Genomic DNA, 16,493 nt, shown 5'->3' with positions numbered 1-16,493 from the left:
CTCGCGCCGCGTCCCGAAGCGATGCGCCGGAAGCGTCCCTTCCGGCGCATTTGTTTTTGGGGCCGTGCCCCCATGACCGAATCCCATGAACCGCATCGCCCTCGGCCTCCAATACGACGGTGCCGCCTTTTCCGGGTGGCAGTCGCAGCCGCACCGCAATACCGTGCAGGACCACCTCGAGGACGCCATCGAACGCTTTGCCGGCGTGCGCCTCCTGACCACGGTGGCGGGGCGGACCGACGCCGGCGTGCACGCGCTCGGGCAGGTGGTCCACCTCGACACCGGACTGTCGCGCGATCCGTTCTCGTGGGTGCGCGGCGTCAACGCGTTTCTGCCGCCATCGATCGCGCTGCAATGGGCCATGCCTGTCGACGACGGCTTTCATGCGCGCTTTCTGGCGTATGAGCGCATGTACTACTACGCGCTCTATACCGGCCCGCACCGCGTGCCGATGATCCATGGCCGGGCCGGCTACCTGATGTTGCCGCCGGGCCAGCGGCTCGATGTCGACGCCATGCGCGCGGCGGCCGCCTGCCTGCTGGGCGAGCACGATTTCTCGGCGTTTCGCGCCGCCGAATGCCAGGCCAGGTCCCCGGTCAAGACCATGTACGACGTGACCGTGCGGGCCGATGGCAACTGGGTATTCTTGCGCTTTCGCGCGAGTGCGTTTCTGCATCACATGGTGCGCAACCTGATGGGATGCCTGGTGGCGGTCGGACGCGGACGATATCGGGCAGAATGGCTGGCCGAGGTGCTGGCCTCGCGCGACCGGCGCCAGGCTGCTCCGACCTTCATGCCGGACGGGCTCTACCTGGTCGGCGTAAAGTATCCTGAACCGTACGATTTGCCCGCCACGGACCCGTCGGCGAGCGTGTTTCACGGAGTGTTTTCCGATGATGGCGCCTGATCCGGCCAACGAGCCCATGCCGCACCGCACACGCATCAAGATCTGCGGACTGACCCGCGAGGACGATGTCCGCGCGGCGGTGGACGCGGGCGCCGATGCCATCGGCCTGGTGTTCTATCCCGGCAGCCCCCGCTGCGTGGAGGTGGCGCGCGCCGCCGCGCTGGCCGAGCGCGTGCCGCCGTTCGTCTCCGTGGTCGGCCTGTTCGTCAATGCCGATGCCGAGGAAGTGGCCCACGTGGCCGAGCGTGTGCCGCTCACGCTACTGCAGTTCCATGGCGACGAGTCGCCGCAGCAGTGCACCGAGATTGCCCGCCGTTGCCGGCTACCGTTCATGCGTGCGGCCCGTGTGCGGCAGGGTCTCGATTTGGTAGAATTCGCCAATCTGTATCGTGACGCCGCCGGTTTGCTGCTCGATGCCTTCGTCGAAGGCTATGGCGGTGGCGGCCACGTCTTCGACTGGACCCTGATTCCTGCCCCATGGCTTCCGTCCAACCCTCCGGAGCGCGCCGCGCCGCCGGACCCGCAACTGGACAACCCCTCCGCAAGCGACGCTCCTCGCATCGTTTTGAGTGGTGGGTTGAACGCGCAAAACGTCACTGAGGCGGTGGCACGCGTGCGCCCCTACGCCGTCGATGTCAGCAGCGGCGTGGAGGCGGCCAAGGGCGTGAAGGATGCCGCCCGCATTGCCGCGTTCGTGCGCGCGGTTCGCGCTGCCGACGCCACCGGCCTTCGTTGAGCCGGCCCGCCGGCCTCGCTTGCCACTGCGCCACCCCCTCGTCATTCGTCCCCGCCCAGCGCGCGGGACTCTCTTGGAAGAGCCTGGACATGTACGACTTGCCCGATTCCCGTGGCCACTTCGGCCCCTATGGCGGAGTTTTCGTTTCCGAAACCCTGATGCACGCGCTTGCCGAGCTGCGTGAAGCCTACGCCCATTGCCAGCAGGATCCGGCGTTCGATGCCGAATTCCGGCGCGAGCTCAAGCACTTCGTCGGCCGCCCGTCGCCGATCTATCACGCGCAGCGCTGGAGCGAGATGCTCGGCGGCGCGCAGATCTACCTCAAGCGCGAGGACCTCAACCACACCGGCGCGCACAAGATCAACAACGTGATCGGCCAGGCGCTGATGGCCCGCCGCATGGGCAAGCGCCGTGTGATCGCCGAGACCGGCGCCGGCCAGCATGGCGTGGCCACGGCCACCATCGCGGCGCGCTTCGGCATGGAGTGCGTGGTGTACATGGGCTCGGAGGACGTCAAGCGCCAGGCCGCCAACGTGTACCGCATGAAGCTGCTCGGCGCGACCGTGGTGCCGGTGGAAAGCGGCTCGCGCACGCTCAAGGATGCGCTCAACGAAGCCATGCGCGACTGGGTGACCAACGTCGAGACCACCTTCTACATCATCGGTACCGTGGCGGGCCCGCACCCGTACCCGATGCTCGTGCGCGACTTCCAGTGCGTGATCGGCGAGGAAGCCAAGGTGCAGATGCCCGAGCTGACCGGGCGCCAGCCCGACAGCGTGATCGCCTGCATCGGCGGCGGCTCCAATGCGATGGGTATCTTCTATCCGTATATCGAGCACAAGGACGTCCAGCTGATCGGCGTGGAAGCCGCCGGCGACGGCCTCGACACCGGCCGGCACGCGGCGTCGCTGACGGCCGGCACGCCCGGCGTGCTGCACGGCAACCGTACCTACCTGCTGCAGGACGACAACGGCCAGATCATCGAGACGCATTCGGTCTCTGCCGGTCTCGACTATCCCGGCGTCGGCCCCGAGCATGCATGGCTCAAGGACAGCGGCCGCGCCCAGTACGTGAGCATCACCGACGACGAAGCGCTGCAGGCGTTCCACGACTGCTGCCGTATCGAGGGCATCATCCCGGCGCTGGAGTCGAGCCATGCCATCGCCTACGCGTGCAAGCTCGCGCCGACGCTGCCCAGGGACAAGCTGCTGCTGGTGAACCTGTCCGGCCGTGGCGACAAGGACATGCACACCGTGGCGGATCGCGCGGGGATCCGTCTCTGATGCGCGCGCCGGATTCGACGCTCGACGTGCTCGACACGGCGGACCTGCGCCTGCACCAGGAGGACATGCTGGAGGGGCTGGCGCGCATCCCCGACGGCTCGATCGATCTGGTGGTGGCCGATCCGCCGTATGGGCTCGGCAAGGACTACGGCAACGACTCGGACCGTCTCTCGGGACAGGCCTACCTCGACTGGTCGGTGCGCTGGATGGATGCCGTGGTGCCGAAGATCGCGCCGCGCGGCTCGCTGTACCTGTTCTGCACGTGGCAATACTCGCCCGAGCTGTTTGTCATGCTCAAGCAGCGCATGACGATGATCAACGAGATCATCTGGGACCGCCGCGTGCCGAGCATGGGCGGCACCACGCGCAAGTTCTCGTCGGTGCACGACAACATCGGCTTCTTTGCCCGCCAGCGCGACTACTACTTCGATCTCGATCCGGTGCGCATTCCGTACGACGCCGAGACCAAGAAGGCGCGCAGCCGCCCGCGTTTCGAGGGCAAGAAGTGGCTCGAGGTCGGTTACAACCCCAAGGACCTGTGGAGCGTGCCGCGCATCCACCGCCAGGATCCGGAGCGTGCCGATCATCCGACGCAGAAGCCGCTCGAGATCGTCGAGCGCATGGTGTTGTCGAGCTGCCCGCCGGGCGGTCTGGTGCTCGATCCGTTCGCGGGCAGCGGCACCACGGCGGTGGCCTGCCTGCGGCACGGCCGCCGCTTTGTCGGCTTCGAGATCAATCCGACCTATATCGAGGTCGCCCGCCAGCGCGTGGGCGCGACCCAGCCCGCGCTGGCGGCGCCCGCCGCACCGGCCGGGATGGCGACCACCAACGACATTCCCGCGGCCAACGACGAGCTGGGCGATGCGTCCGGCGACGACCGTTCGTCGGCCAGCGGTACCCTTATCTGAGTGCAGACATGTCCCGTATCCAGAAGACACTCGCGGCACTGGCCGCGCAGAACAAGAAGGGCCTGATTCCGTTCATCACCGCCGGCGATCCCGCCCCGGACCTGACGGTGGCGCTCATGCATGCGCTCGTCGCGGGAGGTGCCGACGTGATCGAGCTCGGTGTGCCGTTCTCCGACCCGATGGCCGATGGCCCGGTCATCCAGCGCGCCTCCGAACGCGCGCTTGCGCAGGGCGTGTCGCTGAGGCAGGTGCTGGCGTGGGTGGTGGAATTCCGCCAGACCGACGACACCACGCCGGTGGTGCTGATGGGCTATGCCAATCCGGTCGAGCGCATGGGTTATGACGCGTTTGCCAAGGCGGCCAAGGCGGCCGGCGTCGACGGCGTGCTGATCGTCGACTACCCGCCCGAGGAATGCGAGACCTTTGCCGCGCTGATGCGCGCCAATGGCATGGATCCGATCTTCCTGCTGGCGCCGACCAGCACCGACGAGCGGATCGAGGCGGTGGCGCGCGTGGCCAGCGGCTACCTGTACTACGTGTCACTGCGCGGCGTGACCGGTTCCAGCGCGCTCGACCTCGACAGTGTGGCGGCACGCATTCCGCTGATCAAGCGCCATGCCAACCTGCCGGTGGGCGTGGGCTTCGGCATCCGCGACGCCCAGAGCGCGCGCGCCATTGCCGAGGTGTCGGACGCCGTGGTGATCGGTAGCCGCATCGTCCAGCTTCTGGAGGATGCGCCGCGCGAGCAGGCCGTCGAGTCGTTGCGCGCCTTTATCGCCGATATCCGCGCCGCGCTCGACCGCTGATGGCGTTCGGGCCGTCAGTCGAACCATAACGCGCCGATACACCGCGCCCCGCAAGTGCCGCGCACGCGACAAACCGGCGACGGCATGGCTGGAGTACTGTGACGAAAACGGCGCAAACGCGTGAATTGCTGCGGCCGGATTGCCCCGGCCGTGGTAAATTCGCGGCCTGAATTCCGTAAGGAGCTGTCATGAGCTGGTTGGATAAACTCCTGCCTCCCAAGATTCAACAGACCGACCCCTCCACCCGCAAGGGCATTCCGGAAGGGCTGTGGGTCAAGTGCCCGGCGTGCGAATCGGTCCTGTACCGGACCGACGTCGAGGCCAATCTCCATGTGTGCCCCAAGTGCGACCATCACATGCGTATCCGCGCCCGCGAGCGCCTGGACGCGCTGCTCGACGCCGAGGGCCGCTACGAGATCGGCCAGGAAATCGTGCCGGTCGACGCCCTGAAGTTCAAGGACACCAAGAAGTACCCGGACCGCATCAAGGCCGCCATGGACGACACCGGCGAGACCGATGCGATGGTAGTCATGGGCGGCGCGATCCACACCATTCCGGTCGTGGTGTCGTGCTTCGAGTTCGAATTCATGGGCGGCTCGATGGGCTCCGTGGTGGGCGAGCGCTTTGCCCGTGGCGCGCAGGCCGCGCTGGAGCAGAAGGTGCCGTTCATCTGCATTACCGCCACCGGCGGTGCGCGCATGCAGGAAAGCCTGCTGTCGCTGATGCAGATGGCCAAGACCACCGCCATGCTGAACCAGCTGTCCAATGCCAGGCTGCCGTTCATCAGCGTGCTGACCGACCCCACCATGGGCGGCGTGTCGGCCAGCTTTGCGTTCCTGGGCGACGTGGTGATTGCCGAGCCGCGTGCGCTGATCGGTTTTGCCGGCCCGCGCGTGATCGAGCAGACTGTGCGCGAAAAGCTGCCGGAAGGCTTCCAGCGCGCCGAATTCCTGCTGCAGAAGGGCGCCATCGACATGATCGTGGACCGCCGCAAGCTGCGCGCGGAGCTCGCGCAGTTGCTCGCGCTGCTGCAAAAGCAGCCGGCCGACGCGGTGGCCTGACGCCAACGCGGGATTTGCAGGACAATGGCGCGGGTGCCAACCCGCGCCATTTTGTTTTTGTCGTGTCGTCAATCAGCATGCCCATCTTCCACAATCTCCCCGACTGGCTCCAGCATCTGGAAACCGCCCATCCCGTGGGCATCGACATGGGCCTGACGCGCATTACGCGCGTCAAGGAAGCACTGGGCCTGCGCATCGACGCCGTGGTGTTCACGGTGGGCGGCACCAACGGCAAGGGTTCCACCTGCGCGATGCTCGAACGCATCCTGCTCGAGGCCGGCTACAAGGTGGGCTGCCATACCTCGCCGCACCTGATCTCGTTCAACGAGCGCGCGCGCCTCAACGGCGAGATCGCCACCGACGCCCAGCTATTGCCGCACTTCGAGGCGGTCGAGCGCGCCCGTACCAGTTTTGCCGATCCGGTCAGCCTGACGTACTTCGAATTCACCACGCTCGCGATCATCCACATGTTTGCGCACGCGGGGCTCGACGCCATGGTGCTCGAAGTGGGTCTCGGCGGCCGCCTCGATGCGGTCAATGTGATCGATACGGATTGCGCGGTGATCACCAGCGTGGATATCGACCACACCGAGTACCTTGGCGATACGCGCGAGAAGATCGGCTTCGAGAAGGCCGGGATCTTCCGCCCGCACGTGCCGGCCATCTGCGGCGACCCGATGCCGCCGCAGTCGCTGATCGACCATGCGCGGGAGATCGGCGCGGACCTGTGGCTGGTCGGTCGCGATTTCCAGCACCAGGCGGCCAAGGGGCAGGAGCGCCAGCAATGGGACTGGAGCGGGCGCGAGCGCAAGCTCAATGGCCTTGGCTATCCGGCCCTGCGCGGCGCCAACCAGTTGCTCAACGCCTCCGCCGCGCTGGCGGCGCTGCAGGCGCTGCGGCCGCGGCTGCCGGTCAGCGCCCAGGATGTGCGCAACGGGCTGGCGTTCGTGGAATTGCCGGGCCGCTTCCAGGTACTGCCGGGCCGGCCCGCGGTCATCCTCGATGTCGCGCACAACCCGCATGCGGCCGCCACGCTGGGGCAGAACCTCGAGAACATGGGTTTTTTCCGCTACACGTACGCGGTATTCGGCGCCATGCACGACAAGGACATCGCCGGGGTGCTGCAGCACGTGGGCGACAAGATCGATCACTGGTGCCTGTGTGACCTGCCCACCGGGCGCGCGGCGACGGCGGCCGACCTGCTGCAAAAGGTGGAGGCCGCGGGCTTCCGCCCGGGCCCGGACAATTCGGCCAATTGCTTTGCGAGTCCCGAACTTGCTTATCGCGACGCCATCGGCAGGGCAGGCGAGAATGATAGAATCCTGGTCTTCGGATCGTTCTACACCGTCGCCGGCGTGCTTGCGTATCGCGCCACGCAGGCGAACTGATTCCGCGATTCCAGACTGGCCCCGGGCTTGTCGCCGGGGCTGTCCCGGGAATCGAGTCGTAGTGTTGTAGTGCGATCGAACCAACTCTTTGGGCATCCATGGGCCTGCTTTCGATGTTCTCGTCCCGCAAGACGCGCAATGATCCGGCACCCGAGCGGGGACGCCGCTCACGCACGGACACCGGCACGTCCGCTGCGCGGCGGCTGGCGGAAGACTACGCCGACGACACGCTCGATCCCGATTTCCCCCAGAAGCAGCGCGCACGCCGCCGCCTGATTGGCGCGGTGGTGCTGCTGGCCGTGGCGATCATCGTCCTGCCCATCATCTTCGAACACAAGCCGCGCCCGGTCTCCGAGGACGTCGCCGTCAAGGTCGCCAACGGCCAGGGTCAGAACCAGAAGCCCAAGGTCGAGGCGCGCAAGGCCGATCCGCTGCCGCCGGCACCGGCGGCGCGCAACGACGCCGCGCTCGATGCGGGCGAGGAGATCGTCAGTACGCCATCCAATGGCAGTGCCGGCGCTGGTGCCGACAAGCCCAGGGCCGATGACGCCAAACCGGAGACGCGAGTGGCCGAAGCCAAGCCCGCCGCCAAGGTCGACAAGCCGGCCGAGAAGGCCACCGGCGGCAAGTACCTGATCCTGATCGGCGCGTTCGCTTCCGAAGAACGCGCGAAGAACTGGCTGGTCAAGCTCAAGGAGAGCAAGGTGCCGGCTTATGTGGAAAAGAAAATGGTCGCCGATGGCGAGCGCAACCTGCTGCGCGCGGGTCCGTTCAGCGATCGGGAGTCCGCGGAAGCCGCGGAGAAGCGTGTGCGGGCCATTGGCCTGACCTCGAAGCTTGTGGAGCAATAGGCGGTTGCACCCCGCCATGCCGTCCCCATCTTGGATTGTGCCAGGCCGATGCCGGGTACCTGAGCCGCACGCATGACTTTTACGTTTTTTGACTACGCCGTGGCGTTCATCCTGGTGGCGTCGGCGCTGATCGGTGTGATGCGCGGCCTGGTGCGCGAGTTGCTGGCCCTGGTGGGCTGGGTGGCGGCCCTGGTGGTGGCATACCACTTTGGCGCGACTGCCGCGGGCTGGATGCCGGCCTCGCTCCCCGGTGGCGAACTGACGCGCATGGCGCTCGGCTACGTGGCCGTGTTCCTGGCGGTGTGGATTGGCGCGGCACTGGCCGGCGCGGTGCTGGGCCAGTTGCTGGAGAGTACCGGGTTGAAGCCCGCCGACCGAGGCCTGGGCCTGGTGTTCGGGCTGGCACGCGGTGCGCTGCTGATCATGGTGATCGTCGTGGTCGCGAGCCTGACGAAGTTGCCCGAGGAACCGTTCTGGCGTGACGCGGTGTCCCGGCCCTATGTGATGCAGGCCATGGAGGCCGCGCGGCAATGGCTGCCGCCGGACCTGGCCAGATACGTCAAGACTTGAAGATGCCGGGCCTCAGGCCCGGGGTCGAGCGCGGTACGCCGGCGGCGTGCCGCGTCATACGCGGGCCCGTCTTCCCCCTGGCGGGCCGCGCCCCTGAATCCTTTGCCTTTCCTGGGAGCTTGGCATGTGCGGTATCGTCGGCGTGGTTTCCACCTCGCCTGTCAACCAACTGATTTATGACAGCCTGCTGCTGTTGCAACATCGCGGGCAGGATGCGGCCGGCATCGCTACCGCCAACGGCAGCACTTTCCACATGCACAAGGCCAACGGCCTCGTGCGCGACGTGTTCCGCACGCGCAATATGCGTGGCCTGCCCGGCAGCGCCGGCATCGGCCAGGTGCGCTACCCGACGGCGGGTTCGGCCTCCAGCGAGGAAGAGGCACAGCCGTTCTACGTCAACGCGCCGTACGGCATCATCCTGGCGCACAACGGCAACCTGACCAACTGGCAACAGCTGCGCGAGGAGATGTTCCGGCGCGACCGCCGCCACATCAACACGCACTCCGACTCCGAAGTGCTGCTCAACGTGCTGGCCGACGAGCTGCAGCGCGCCAGCAACGGCAACGGGCTCGATCCCGAGACCATCTTCCGCGCCGTGGCCGGCATGCATCGCCGCGTCAAGGGCGCCTATGCCATCACCGCGCAGATCGCCGGCTACGGCATGCTGGCGGTGCGCGATCCGTTCGGCATCCGCCCGCTCTGCCTCGGCAGCATCGACACGCCGACCGGCAAGGAATTCATGGTCGCATCGGAGTCGGTGGCGCTCGAAGGCATGGGCTACACCATGGAGCGCGATGTGGCGCCGGGCGAGGCGATCTTCCTCGACCTCGACGGCAAGCTCTACAACAAGCAGTGCGCCGACAACCCGGTGCTCACGCCGTGCATCTTCGAGTACGTGTATCTGGCGCGCCCGGATTCCTGCCTCGACGGGGTGCCGGTCTACGATGCGCGCCTGCGCATGGGCGACTACCTCGCGCAGAAGATCCGCAACGAGATCTCGACCGGCGATATCGACGTGGTGATGCCGATTCCCGATTCGAGCCGTCCCGCGGCCATGCAGGTGGCCAATAACCTCGGCGTCGACTACCGCGAAGGGTTCTTCAAGAACCGCTACGTGGGCCGCACCTTCATCATGCCGGGCCAGGCCGTACGCAAGAAGTCGGTGCGCCAGAAGCTCAACGCGATGGGCGTCGAGTTCAAGGGCAAGAACGTGCTGATCGTCGACGACTCGATCGTGCGTGGCACCACCTCGTTCGAGATCGTGCAGATGGCGCGCGACGCCGGCGCCAACAAGGTGATCTTTGCCTCGGCCGCGCCGCCGGTGAAGTTCCCCAACGTGTACGGCATCGACATGCCGACGCGTAGCGAACTGGTGGCCCATGGCCGCTCCGACGAGGAAGTGGCGCGCATGATCGGCGCCGACAAGCTCGTGTACCAGGACGTGGAAGCGATGAAGCAGGCGGTGCGCGACATCAACCCGGCGCTGGGCGACTTCGATGCCTCGTGCTTCGATGGCCGCTACATCACCGGCGATATCGACGAGGCCTACCTGGAGCGCCTGGAAACGGCACGCAGCCAGGCTGACCGCGACGGTACCAATGCGGACACCGAGCGTTCCCAGCTGCACCTGCAGCGTTCGGGCGGCAACGAGTAAACACACCGACACGATGAGCGAACCGTTCGACCCCGCCTCCCTTGGCATCGATACCCTCGGCGTGCGCGCCGGCACGCTGCGCAGCGAGTTCATGGAGCACTCCGAGGCGATCTACCTGACCTCTAGCTTCTGCTTCGCCAACGCCGCCGAAGCCGCCGAGCGCTTTGCCAACTCGGAAGAGGCCTACACCTACTCGCGCTTTACCAATCCGACGGTCTCGATGTTCCAGGCGCGGCTGGCCGCGCTGGAGGGCGGGGAAGCCTGCCAGGCGACGGCGTCTGGCATGAGCGCGATCCTTTCGATCGCGCTGGCCACGCTGCAGTCCGGCGACCATATCGTCAGCTCGCGCTCGATCTTCGGTTCCACGATGACGCTGTTCAACGCCGTGCTGGGCAAGTTCGGCGTGGAGACCACCTATGTCGACGGTCACGACCTGTCGGCGTGGCGCGCGGCGGTGCGGCCGAACACGAAGCTGTTCTTCCTGGAGACGCCGTCCAACCCGCTCACCGAGGTGGCCGACATTGCCGCGGTGGCCGATATTGCGCATAACGCGGGCGCGCTGTTCGTGGTCGACAACTGCTTCTGCTCGCCAGCGCTGCAGCAGCCGCTGAAGTTCGGCGCGGACGTGGTGGTGCATTCGGCCACCAAGCATATCGACGGCCAGGGCCGCGTGCTCGGCGGCGCCATCGTCGGCAAGCGCGACTTCATCATGGGCAAGGTGTTTCCGTTCGTGCGGACCGCGGGCCCGACGCTGTCGGCGTTCAATGCCTGGGTGATGCTCAAGGGCATGGAGACGCTGGCCATTCGCATGGAGCGTCATTCGTCGAATGCGCTCGCCATCGCCGAGTTCCTGGAGTCGCATCCGGCGGTGTCGCGCGTGTTCCACCCGGCGCTGAAGTCGCATCCGCAATACGACGTGGCCATGCGCCAGCAGAGCGGCGGCGGTGCGATCGTCTCGTTCGAAGTCAAGGGCGACACGCCCGAGCAGCAGCGCGCCAATGCCTGGCGCGTGATCGACAGCACGAAGTTGTGCTCGATCACGGGCAACCTGGGCGATACGCGTACCACCATCACGCACCCGTACACCACCACGCACCTGCGCGTGGCGCCCGAGGCCAAGGCCGCGGCCGGTATCAGCGAAGGGCTGATCCGCCTGTCGGTGGGTCTGGAATCGGTGGCGGACCTGAAGGCCGATCTGCTGCGCGGCCTCGGCGAATAAGCGCGTCAAGCCGATCCCCTGCGGTCGGCAGCGAGCCGCAACCGAGCCGCAACCGAGCCGCTGACGGGAGCGCGCATGCCTGACCGGTACGCGCGCTCCCGGCTCACCCCTCAGCGCAGCATGCGCCTGCGCAACAACACCAGTGCCACCATCAGCGCGACCACGGCGTAGGCGATCAGCACGCCGAGGTGCAGCGCCACATTGTCCACCGGTGTCCCCAGCATCAATGGCCGGATCAGCGCTACCGCGTGCGCGAGCGGTAGCGCGTACGTTGCGGCGCGCGCGGCGTCGGGCAGCTGGTCGAGCGGAAAGAACACGCCGGACAGCAGCAGCATCGGCGTCATCACCAGCGTCTGGTAGAACATGAAGAAGTCGTAGCTCGGCGCCAGCGAGGTCACGATCATGGCCAGGCTCGCAAAGGCAATGCCGGCCAGCACGATCACCGGCAACGCCGCCAGCGCGCCCGGAAAGCGCGCGTAGCCGAGCGCGCTCGCCACGATCATGATCGCCACGCCCGACAGCACGGCCTTGCTGGCGGCCCAGGCGATCTCGCCCAGCACCACGTCGCCGAGCGTGAGCGGCGCGTGCATGATCGCTTCCCACGTGCGTTGCACATGCATGCGCGAGAACGCCGAATACATGGCCTCGAAGCTGGCCGACATCATCACGCTCGACGCCGTGGTGCCGGCCGCCAGAAACGCGATATACGAGACGCCATGCACCTGGCCCACCAGCAGCCCGAGCCCGAGGCCCAGGCCGAACAGGTAGATCATCGGGTCGGCCAGGTTGCCGATCATCGACGGAATGGCCAGCTTGCGCCACACCAGGAAGTTGCGGTACCAGACCATCATCCAGTTGCGCGCATTGCGTGGCAGCAGCGGTTGCGGATAGTGCTGGCGCGCCGGCGTGCCGGCCGCGGCCCCATGGCCCGCGGGATGCACGTTGCCGGCGGCGGGCGAGGTATTGACGGGATCGTGTTCGCTCATCTCAATCTCTCATGTCGCGGCCGGTCAGCTTGAGGAATACGTCCTCGAGATTGGCGGGCCGGTGCAGGTAGCGGATGCCGGGGCGGCCATGCAGCATGGCCAGCAGGGGCGCGGGCTCGCGTACGTAGCAGAACAGCGTCTCGCCGCGCATCTCGGCGCGTTCGGCCAGGTCCTTGACCTGTGCGTGCATCGGCTCCAGTTCGTCGCCGTAGATTTCCACCACGTCGCAGCCGATTTCCCGGTCGATCAGTTCATGGGGTTTGCCTTCGGCGATCTTGCGGCCCCCGTCGATCACGCACAGATGGTTGCAGAGGCGTTCCGCTTCCTCCATGAAATGCGTGGTCAGCAGAATCGTCTTGCCGGCGGCGATCAGCGATTTCAATCGTTCCCAGATCAGGTGGCGCGCCTGGGGGTCGAGGCCCGTGGTGGGCTCGTCCATGACCAGCAGGTCGGGATCGTTGATCAACGCGCGCGCCACCGTCAGGCGGCGGCGCATGCCGCCCGAGAGGTCGCGTACCTGTGCGCCGGCGCGGTTCTCGAGCCGCGCGAATTCCAGCAGCCCGGGCACGCGGCGCTCGATTTCGGCCGACGACAGGCCGAAATAGCGGCCGAAGATGCGCAGGTTCTCGATCACGGTGAAATCGGGATCGAGGTTGTCGAACTGCGGCACCACGCCGACGCGCATGCGCGCCTGTGGCGCCCGCTGGGGAATGGGCTCGCCGCATAGCATCAGCGTGCCCGAGGCGGGCGTGGTGAGGCCGAGCAGCATGCGCAGCGTGGTGGTCTTGCCGGCGCCGTTAGGGCCCAGCAGGCCAAAGCACTGGCCGCGCTGGACTTCGAGGTCGAGATCGTCGACCACGACCGTATTGCCGTACATCTTGCGCACCTTGCGCAGTTGAAGGATGGCAGTCAAGGCAGAACCCGGTAAAAGTACGATACCCGCCATTATGCCGACCGTGCGTTGGTGCAATGCAGCACCCCTGCGCGCCGGGCGGCCGGCAACGGGCCCCAACCGGCACCAACGGGGAAGGAGACAGATGGCGCGCTTTGCACTACGCTGTCACGATTCGCAAACATACATGACGGGAGGCGTCCATGAGTTTCGAGCACTGGCTTGCGTTTGTGCTGACCAGTGTGGTGATCCTGATCATCCCGGGTCCCACCATCCTGCTCGTGATCGGCGATGCGCTGGCGCATCGCGGGCGCAGCGCGTTTGCCACGGTCGCTGGTGTGGCAGCGGGTGACCTGACCGCCTTCACGTTGTCCATGGCCGGCCTTGGCGCGGTGCTGGCGGCTTCCGCCGCGCTGTTCACCGCGCTCAAGTGGGCAGGTGCCGCCTATCTGGTCTATCTGGGTATTCAGGCTCTGCGCGCTGCCGGCCGGGCCGGTGCGATGGAGGTGGCGTCGCAGGCCGGCAGTGGCCCACAGCGCTTTGCCAAAGCGTGGCTGGTCACCGCGCTCAATCCCAAGAGCATCGTGTTTTTCGTGGCCTTCGTGCCGCAGTTTATCGACGCACGCGCGGCCTTCTGGCCACAGGCGGCGGTGCTGATCCCGACCTTTGTCGTCATGGCGAGCGCAAATGCGATGGTCTATGCGCTGCTGGCGCGCTCGCTGGCGCACCGGCTGACCACGCGGCGCGCGCAGGCCAATGTGCAGCGTGCCGGCGGCATTACGCTGATCGGTGCCGGCGCATTGATTGCGACGCGGACCTGAGCGCAGCGTGACAAGGGTCCCGCGATGCGGGCCCAAAAAGAAAAAACCGCCAGAGATCTGGCGGTTTTTCTATCTGCTGGCCCGAATCAGTACAGCTTCTTCGGCAGCATTTGCATGCGCAGACGCTTGCGCAGGCGCGACTCGGCGGCCTTCTTCTTGCGCTTGCGTTCGGTCGTCGGCTTTTCGTAGGCCGTACGGCTCTTCAGTTCCACGATCAGGCCAGTCTGCAGAATGGCGCGACGGAAACGACGCATTGCAACTTCAACGGGCTCACCCGGTTTCAGAACGATCTTAGTCAACTCAGTCCTTTGGGAAGTGCCGGTGGTCTGGCACATGTCATGCCTGCACACAGCGGCGGGTTCATACGGGGGGAAACGGCGTCGCGTCCGGGCTCCGGAGCCTTTGGCGACAGTGGTATGCACGCTGCGACGAATGCCGCGGTGCCCCCCGTGAACCTGCAACAGCGTTGCTGGCGCGGGGTGATGAGCCAAATTTTCCTACGTAGTAAAAACTTGGCGGGCTACCTTGTTTCCGTGGGTCTTGCGCAAGTAATACGCCGGTAAGCTTTTACAGGTTTACGGTCGGCCAGTCAAGCAAAAGTCTTGAAAACAGCGCCATGGCGCTAGAAAAGTGCGCCCGGCGCGCGCGCAAGGCGAAAACTGCTCATTCGAGCAAGCTCATCCAGGCCGATGCCAGCAGCAGGAGTGCCATCAGACGGTCGAACCGCTTCATCGTGACCGGCGACCGCAGAAAGCGTGCCGCGCCGGCGCCCAGGCAGGCCCAGGCCAGCATGCAGGGCACGGCCATCCCAAAGAAGGCCAGCGACAGCAGCAGCACGTTATGCGCCTGGTCGGCGCCATGGCCGGCAAACACGCTGACCACGGCGACGGCCATCAGCCACGTCTTGGGGTTGATCAGCTGGAGCCCCGCGGCACCGGCAAGGCCGAGCGGACGGGGTGGGGTGGCCGCCGCGCCGGGGCTCTCCGTAGCGGGGTCCGCAGTGGGTCCCGTCGTGCGTCCCGTCGTGGTGGCTCCCGGAGCGGCCGTCACCTCGATCGCCGCGGCCGGACTGCTGAAGATCTTCCACGCCAGCCACGTCAGCCACAGCACGCCGCCCCATGCCATCGCGCGCTGCACGTCGGGATGATGGGTCAGCGTTTCGCCGATGCCCAGACCGACCACCAGCACCAGCAGCGCCGCGCCACCGCAACCGCCGAACACGATCGGGAGCGACGCCCTCACGCCATGACGGGCGCTGTTGGACAGGATGAGGATATTGGTGGGTCCCGGCGTGATCGAGGCAACGAACGCGAACAGCAGGAACGGGAGCAGGGGCAGGGTCGGGTTCATGCGGCCATGTTGCCGCGCGCCCTAGCCGATGTCTGGAACGTTTGAGCAGCGCTGACGGTAAGCCGCCGGCGTCAGGCCATAGGCACGCCGGAACCAGCGGCCCAGGTGGCTCTGGTCGGCAAAGCCGAGCGCGGCGGCCGTGTCGACCGGGGTGACGCCCGCCGCCAGCAGCCGCCGCGCATGGGCCAGGCGCATCTGCACGAGGTAGGCGTGCGGCGCCAGGCCGAAAGCGGCCTTGAACGCGCGCGTAAGCCGGAAGCGATCGACCCCGGCTGCGGCCGCGAGGTCGTCGAGCCCGACATCGTCGCCAAGGTGGTCATGGAGATAGTCGCGCGCCCGTGCGGCGGCGAGTGGCAGACGTGGATCGCCGGTGGTGCGCTGGCGCCATTGCAGATGGGCCGTCAGGCGGATCAGCAGCGTATCGAAGGCCGACTGCCGATCCATGCGCGAGGACGGCTCATGCGCGGCCCGGTGCGCCTGCACCACCGCCGCGGTCAGCCGCGGGTCGCGTTGCAGCGTGCTGGCGAACCCCGGCAGGCAATGTTCGGGGGCCTCGGCAAACACCGCGCGCAATTCGCGCTCGATCCACTGCGGGTCAAGCATCAGCGAGGCATAGGTAAAGCCGTCTGGCGCCACGGCGCGCCCGTCGTGGATTTCGCCGGGCTCCAGCATGAAGACCTGGCCCGGCGTGCTGCTGTGCACGGAGCGGCGGCAGTGGAATTGCTGGATGCCCTGCTGCGTGTAGCCGATCAGGTAACTGTCGTGCCAATGCGGATCGTACGCATGGCCCTCGAAATGGGCATGCAGGGACTCGATGCCGGTCTGGGCATCGTGCCTGAGGTCGATCCAGCTGCTGGCGGTCACGGCGGGGGCTTTCCTGTCTGATACGGGCGGCGCAGGGTCGCGCGCTGCCCGGCCGATGTTACGCCCACCCGTGCGCGCTGTCTGGAAGGTTTGTGCAGTCCATGCGCGGCCGCGCGAACGTGACTTGCTCGTCGGAAAGTTCGGAATCCGGCGATGGCCGCGCGGAGGGTCGCCGTCTAGCCTGCATGGCAAGACAG

The 16,493-nt window shown here is 66.7% G+C and carries 17 protein-coding genes; 12 read left to right on the top strand and 5 right to left on the bottom strand.

From position 1 onward, the window contains the following. Window positions 1-85 precede the first annotated feature (85 nt). The 11 genes from truA (at window position 86) to DFLDMN_RS07190 (ending at window position 11,383) form a co-directional block, all read left to right on the top strand. On the top strand, window positions 86-907 hold the full coding sequence (gene truA, locus DFLDMN_RS07240; protein WP_423197786.1) for a tRNA pseudouridine(38-40) synthase TruA: 822 nt from the start codon (window positions 86-88) through the stop codon (window positions 905-907). Beyond that, window positions 897-1,643, top strand: a complete 747-nt coding sequence (locus DFLDMN_RS07235; RefSeq protein ID WP_423198348.1) for a phosphoribosylanthranilate isomerase — start codon at window positions 897-899, stop codon at window positions 1,641-1,643. Before truA ends, DFLDMN_RS07235 begins: the two co-directional genes overlap by 11 nt. An 89-nt stretch (window positions 1,644-1,732) precedes the next feature. Beyond that, a complete protein-coding gene (gene trpB, locus DFLDMN_RS07230; RefSeq protein ID WP_423197785.1) occupies window positions 1,733-2,926 on the top strand; it encodes a tryptophan synthase subunit beta in 1,194 nt (397 codons plus the stop codon). Continuing rightward, window positions 2,926-3,834 carry a DNA-methyltransferase gene (locus tag DFLDMN_RS07225; RefSeq protein ID WP_423197784.1) on the top strand — a complete coding sequence of 303 codons (909 nt, stop codon included), beginning with the start codon at window positions 2,926-2,928 and terminating at the stop codon, window positions 3,832-3,834. Before trpB ends, DFLDMN_RS07225 begins: the two co-directional genes overlap by 1 nt. A gap of 8 nt (window positions 3,835-3,842) precedes the next feature. After that, window positions 3,843-4,640: a tryptophan synthase subunit alpha gene (trpA, locus tag DFLDMN_RS07220; RefSeq protein ID WP_423197783.1), complete on the top strand. Its 798-nt coding sequence runs from the start codon at window positions 3,843-3,845 to the stop codon at window positions 4,638-4,640. A 188-nt stretch (window positions 4,641-4,828) separates the two neighbouring features. Continuing rightward, complete coding sequence (gene accD, locus DFLDMN_RS07215; protein WP_423197782.1) at window positions 4,829-5,701, top strand: acetyl-CoA carboxylase, carboxyltransferase subunit beta; 873 nt, start codon at window positions 4,829-4,831, stop codon at window positions 5,699-5,701. A gap of 77 nt (window positions 5,702-5,778) precedes the next feature. Next, on the top strand, window positions 5,779-7,089 hold the full coding sequence (gene folC, locus DFLDMN_RS07210; RefSeq protein WP_423197781.1) for a bifunctional tetrahydrofolate synthase/dihydrofolate synthase: 1,311 nt from the start codon (window positions 5,779-5,781) through the stop codon (window positions 7,087-7,089). A 98-nt stretch (window positions 7,090-7,187) separates the two neighbouring features. Beyond that, entirely contained in the window at window positions 7,188-7,940 is a 753-nt protein-coding gene (locus DFLDMN_RS07205) for an SPOR domain-containing protein (RefSeq protein ID WP_423197780.1), read from the top strand. A gap of 72 nt (window positions 7,941-8,012) precedes the next feature. Further along, window positions 8,013-8,510, top strand: a complete 498-nt coding sequence (locus DFLDMN_RS07200) for a CvpA family protein (RefSeq protein ID WP_423197779.1) — start codon at window positions 8,013-8,015, stop codon at window positions 8,508-8,510. A gap of 124 nt (window positions 8,511-8,634) precedes the next feature. Beyond that, entirely contained in the window at window positions 8,635-10,164 is a 1,530-nt protein-coding gene (gene purF, locus DFLDMN_RS07195) for an amidophosphoribosyltransferase (RefSeq protein WP_423197778.1), read from the top strand. Between the two features lie 13 nt (window positions 10,165-10,177). Continuing rightward, window positions 10,178-11,383, top strand: a complete 1,206-nt coding sequence (locus DFLDMN_RS07190) for an O-succinylhomoserine sulfhydrylase (RefSeq protein WP_423197777.1) — start codon at window positions 10,178-10,180, stop codon at window positions 11,381-11,383. 110 nt (window positions 11,384-11,493) lie between these two features. On the opposite strand, the gene DFLDMN_RS07185 is transcribed toward DFLDMN_RS07190, so the two are convergent. Further along, window positions 11,494-12,369 (bottom strand): ABC transporter permease, encoded by an 876-nt coding sequence (locus DFLDMN_RS07185; protein ID WP_423197776.1) that lies wholly within the window; start codon window positions 12,367-12,369, stop codon window positions 11,494-11,496. A gap of 1 nt (window position 12,370) precedes the next feature. Further along, window positions 12,371-13,315, bottom strand: a complete 945-nt coding sequence (nodI, locus tag DFLDMN_RS07180) for a nodulation factor ABC transporter ATP-binding protein NodI (RefSeq protein WP_423198347.1) — start codon at window positions 13,313-13,315, stop codon at window positions 12,371-12,373. 149 nt (window positions 13,316-13,464) lie between these two features. On the opposite strand from nodI, the gene DFLDMN_RS07175 reads away from it, so the two are divergent. After that, window positions 13,465-14,082 (top strand): LysE family translocator, encoded by a 618-nt coding sequence (locus DFLDMN_RS07175; RefSeq protein ID WP_423197774.1) that lies wholly within the window; start codon window positions 13,465-13,467, stop codon window positions 14,080-14,082. 86 nt (window positions 14,083-14,168) lie between these two features. On the opposite strand, the gene rpsU is transcribed toward DFLDMN_RS07175, so the two are convergent. From rpsU to DFLDMN_RS07160, 3 genes are all read right to left on the bottom strand, one after another. After that, the gene (rpsU, locus tag DFLDMN_RS07170; protein WP_029044331.1) at window positions 14,169-14,381 is read right to left on the bottom strand and encodes a 30S ribosomal protein S21; all 213 of its coding nucleotides are present in this window, start codon (window positions 14,379-14,381) and stop codon (window positions 14,169-14,171) included. Window positions 14,382-14,745: 364 nt separating this feature from the next. Then, on the bottom strand, window positions 14,746-15,432 hold the full coding sequence (locus tag DFLDMN_RS07165) for a LysE family translocator (protein ID WP_423197772.1): 687 nt from the start codon (window positions 15,430-15,432) through the stop codon (window positions 14,746-14,748). A 21-nt stretch (window positions 15,433-15,453) separates the two neighbouring features. Next, window positions 15,454-16,296: an AraC family ligand binding domain-containing protein gene (locus DFLDMN_RS07160; protein ID WP_423197771.1), complete on the bottom strand. Its 843-nt coding sequence runs from the start codon at window positions 16,294-16,296 to the stop codon at window positions 15,454-15,456. Between the last annotated feature and the right edge of the window lie 197 nt (window positions 16,297-16,493).

Source organism: Cupriavidus sp. H19C3 (assembly GCF_049393815.1).
In the GTDB taxonomy this organism is placed as follows: Bacteria; Pseudomonadota; Gammaproteobacteria; order Burkholderiales; family Burkholderiaceae; genus Cupriavidus.
Note: the sequence above shows the minus strand (reverse complement) of the source record. Positions and strands in the feature narration are given on the sequence as shown.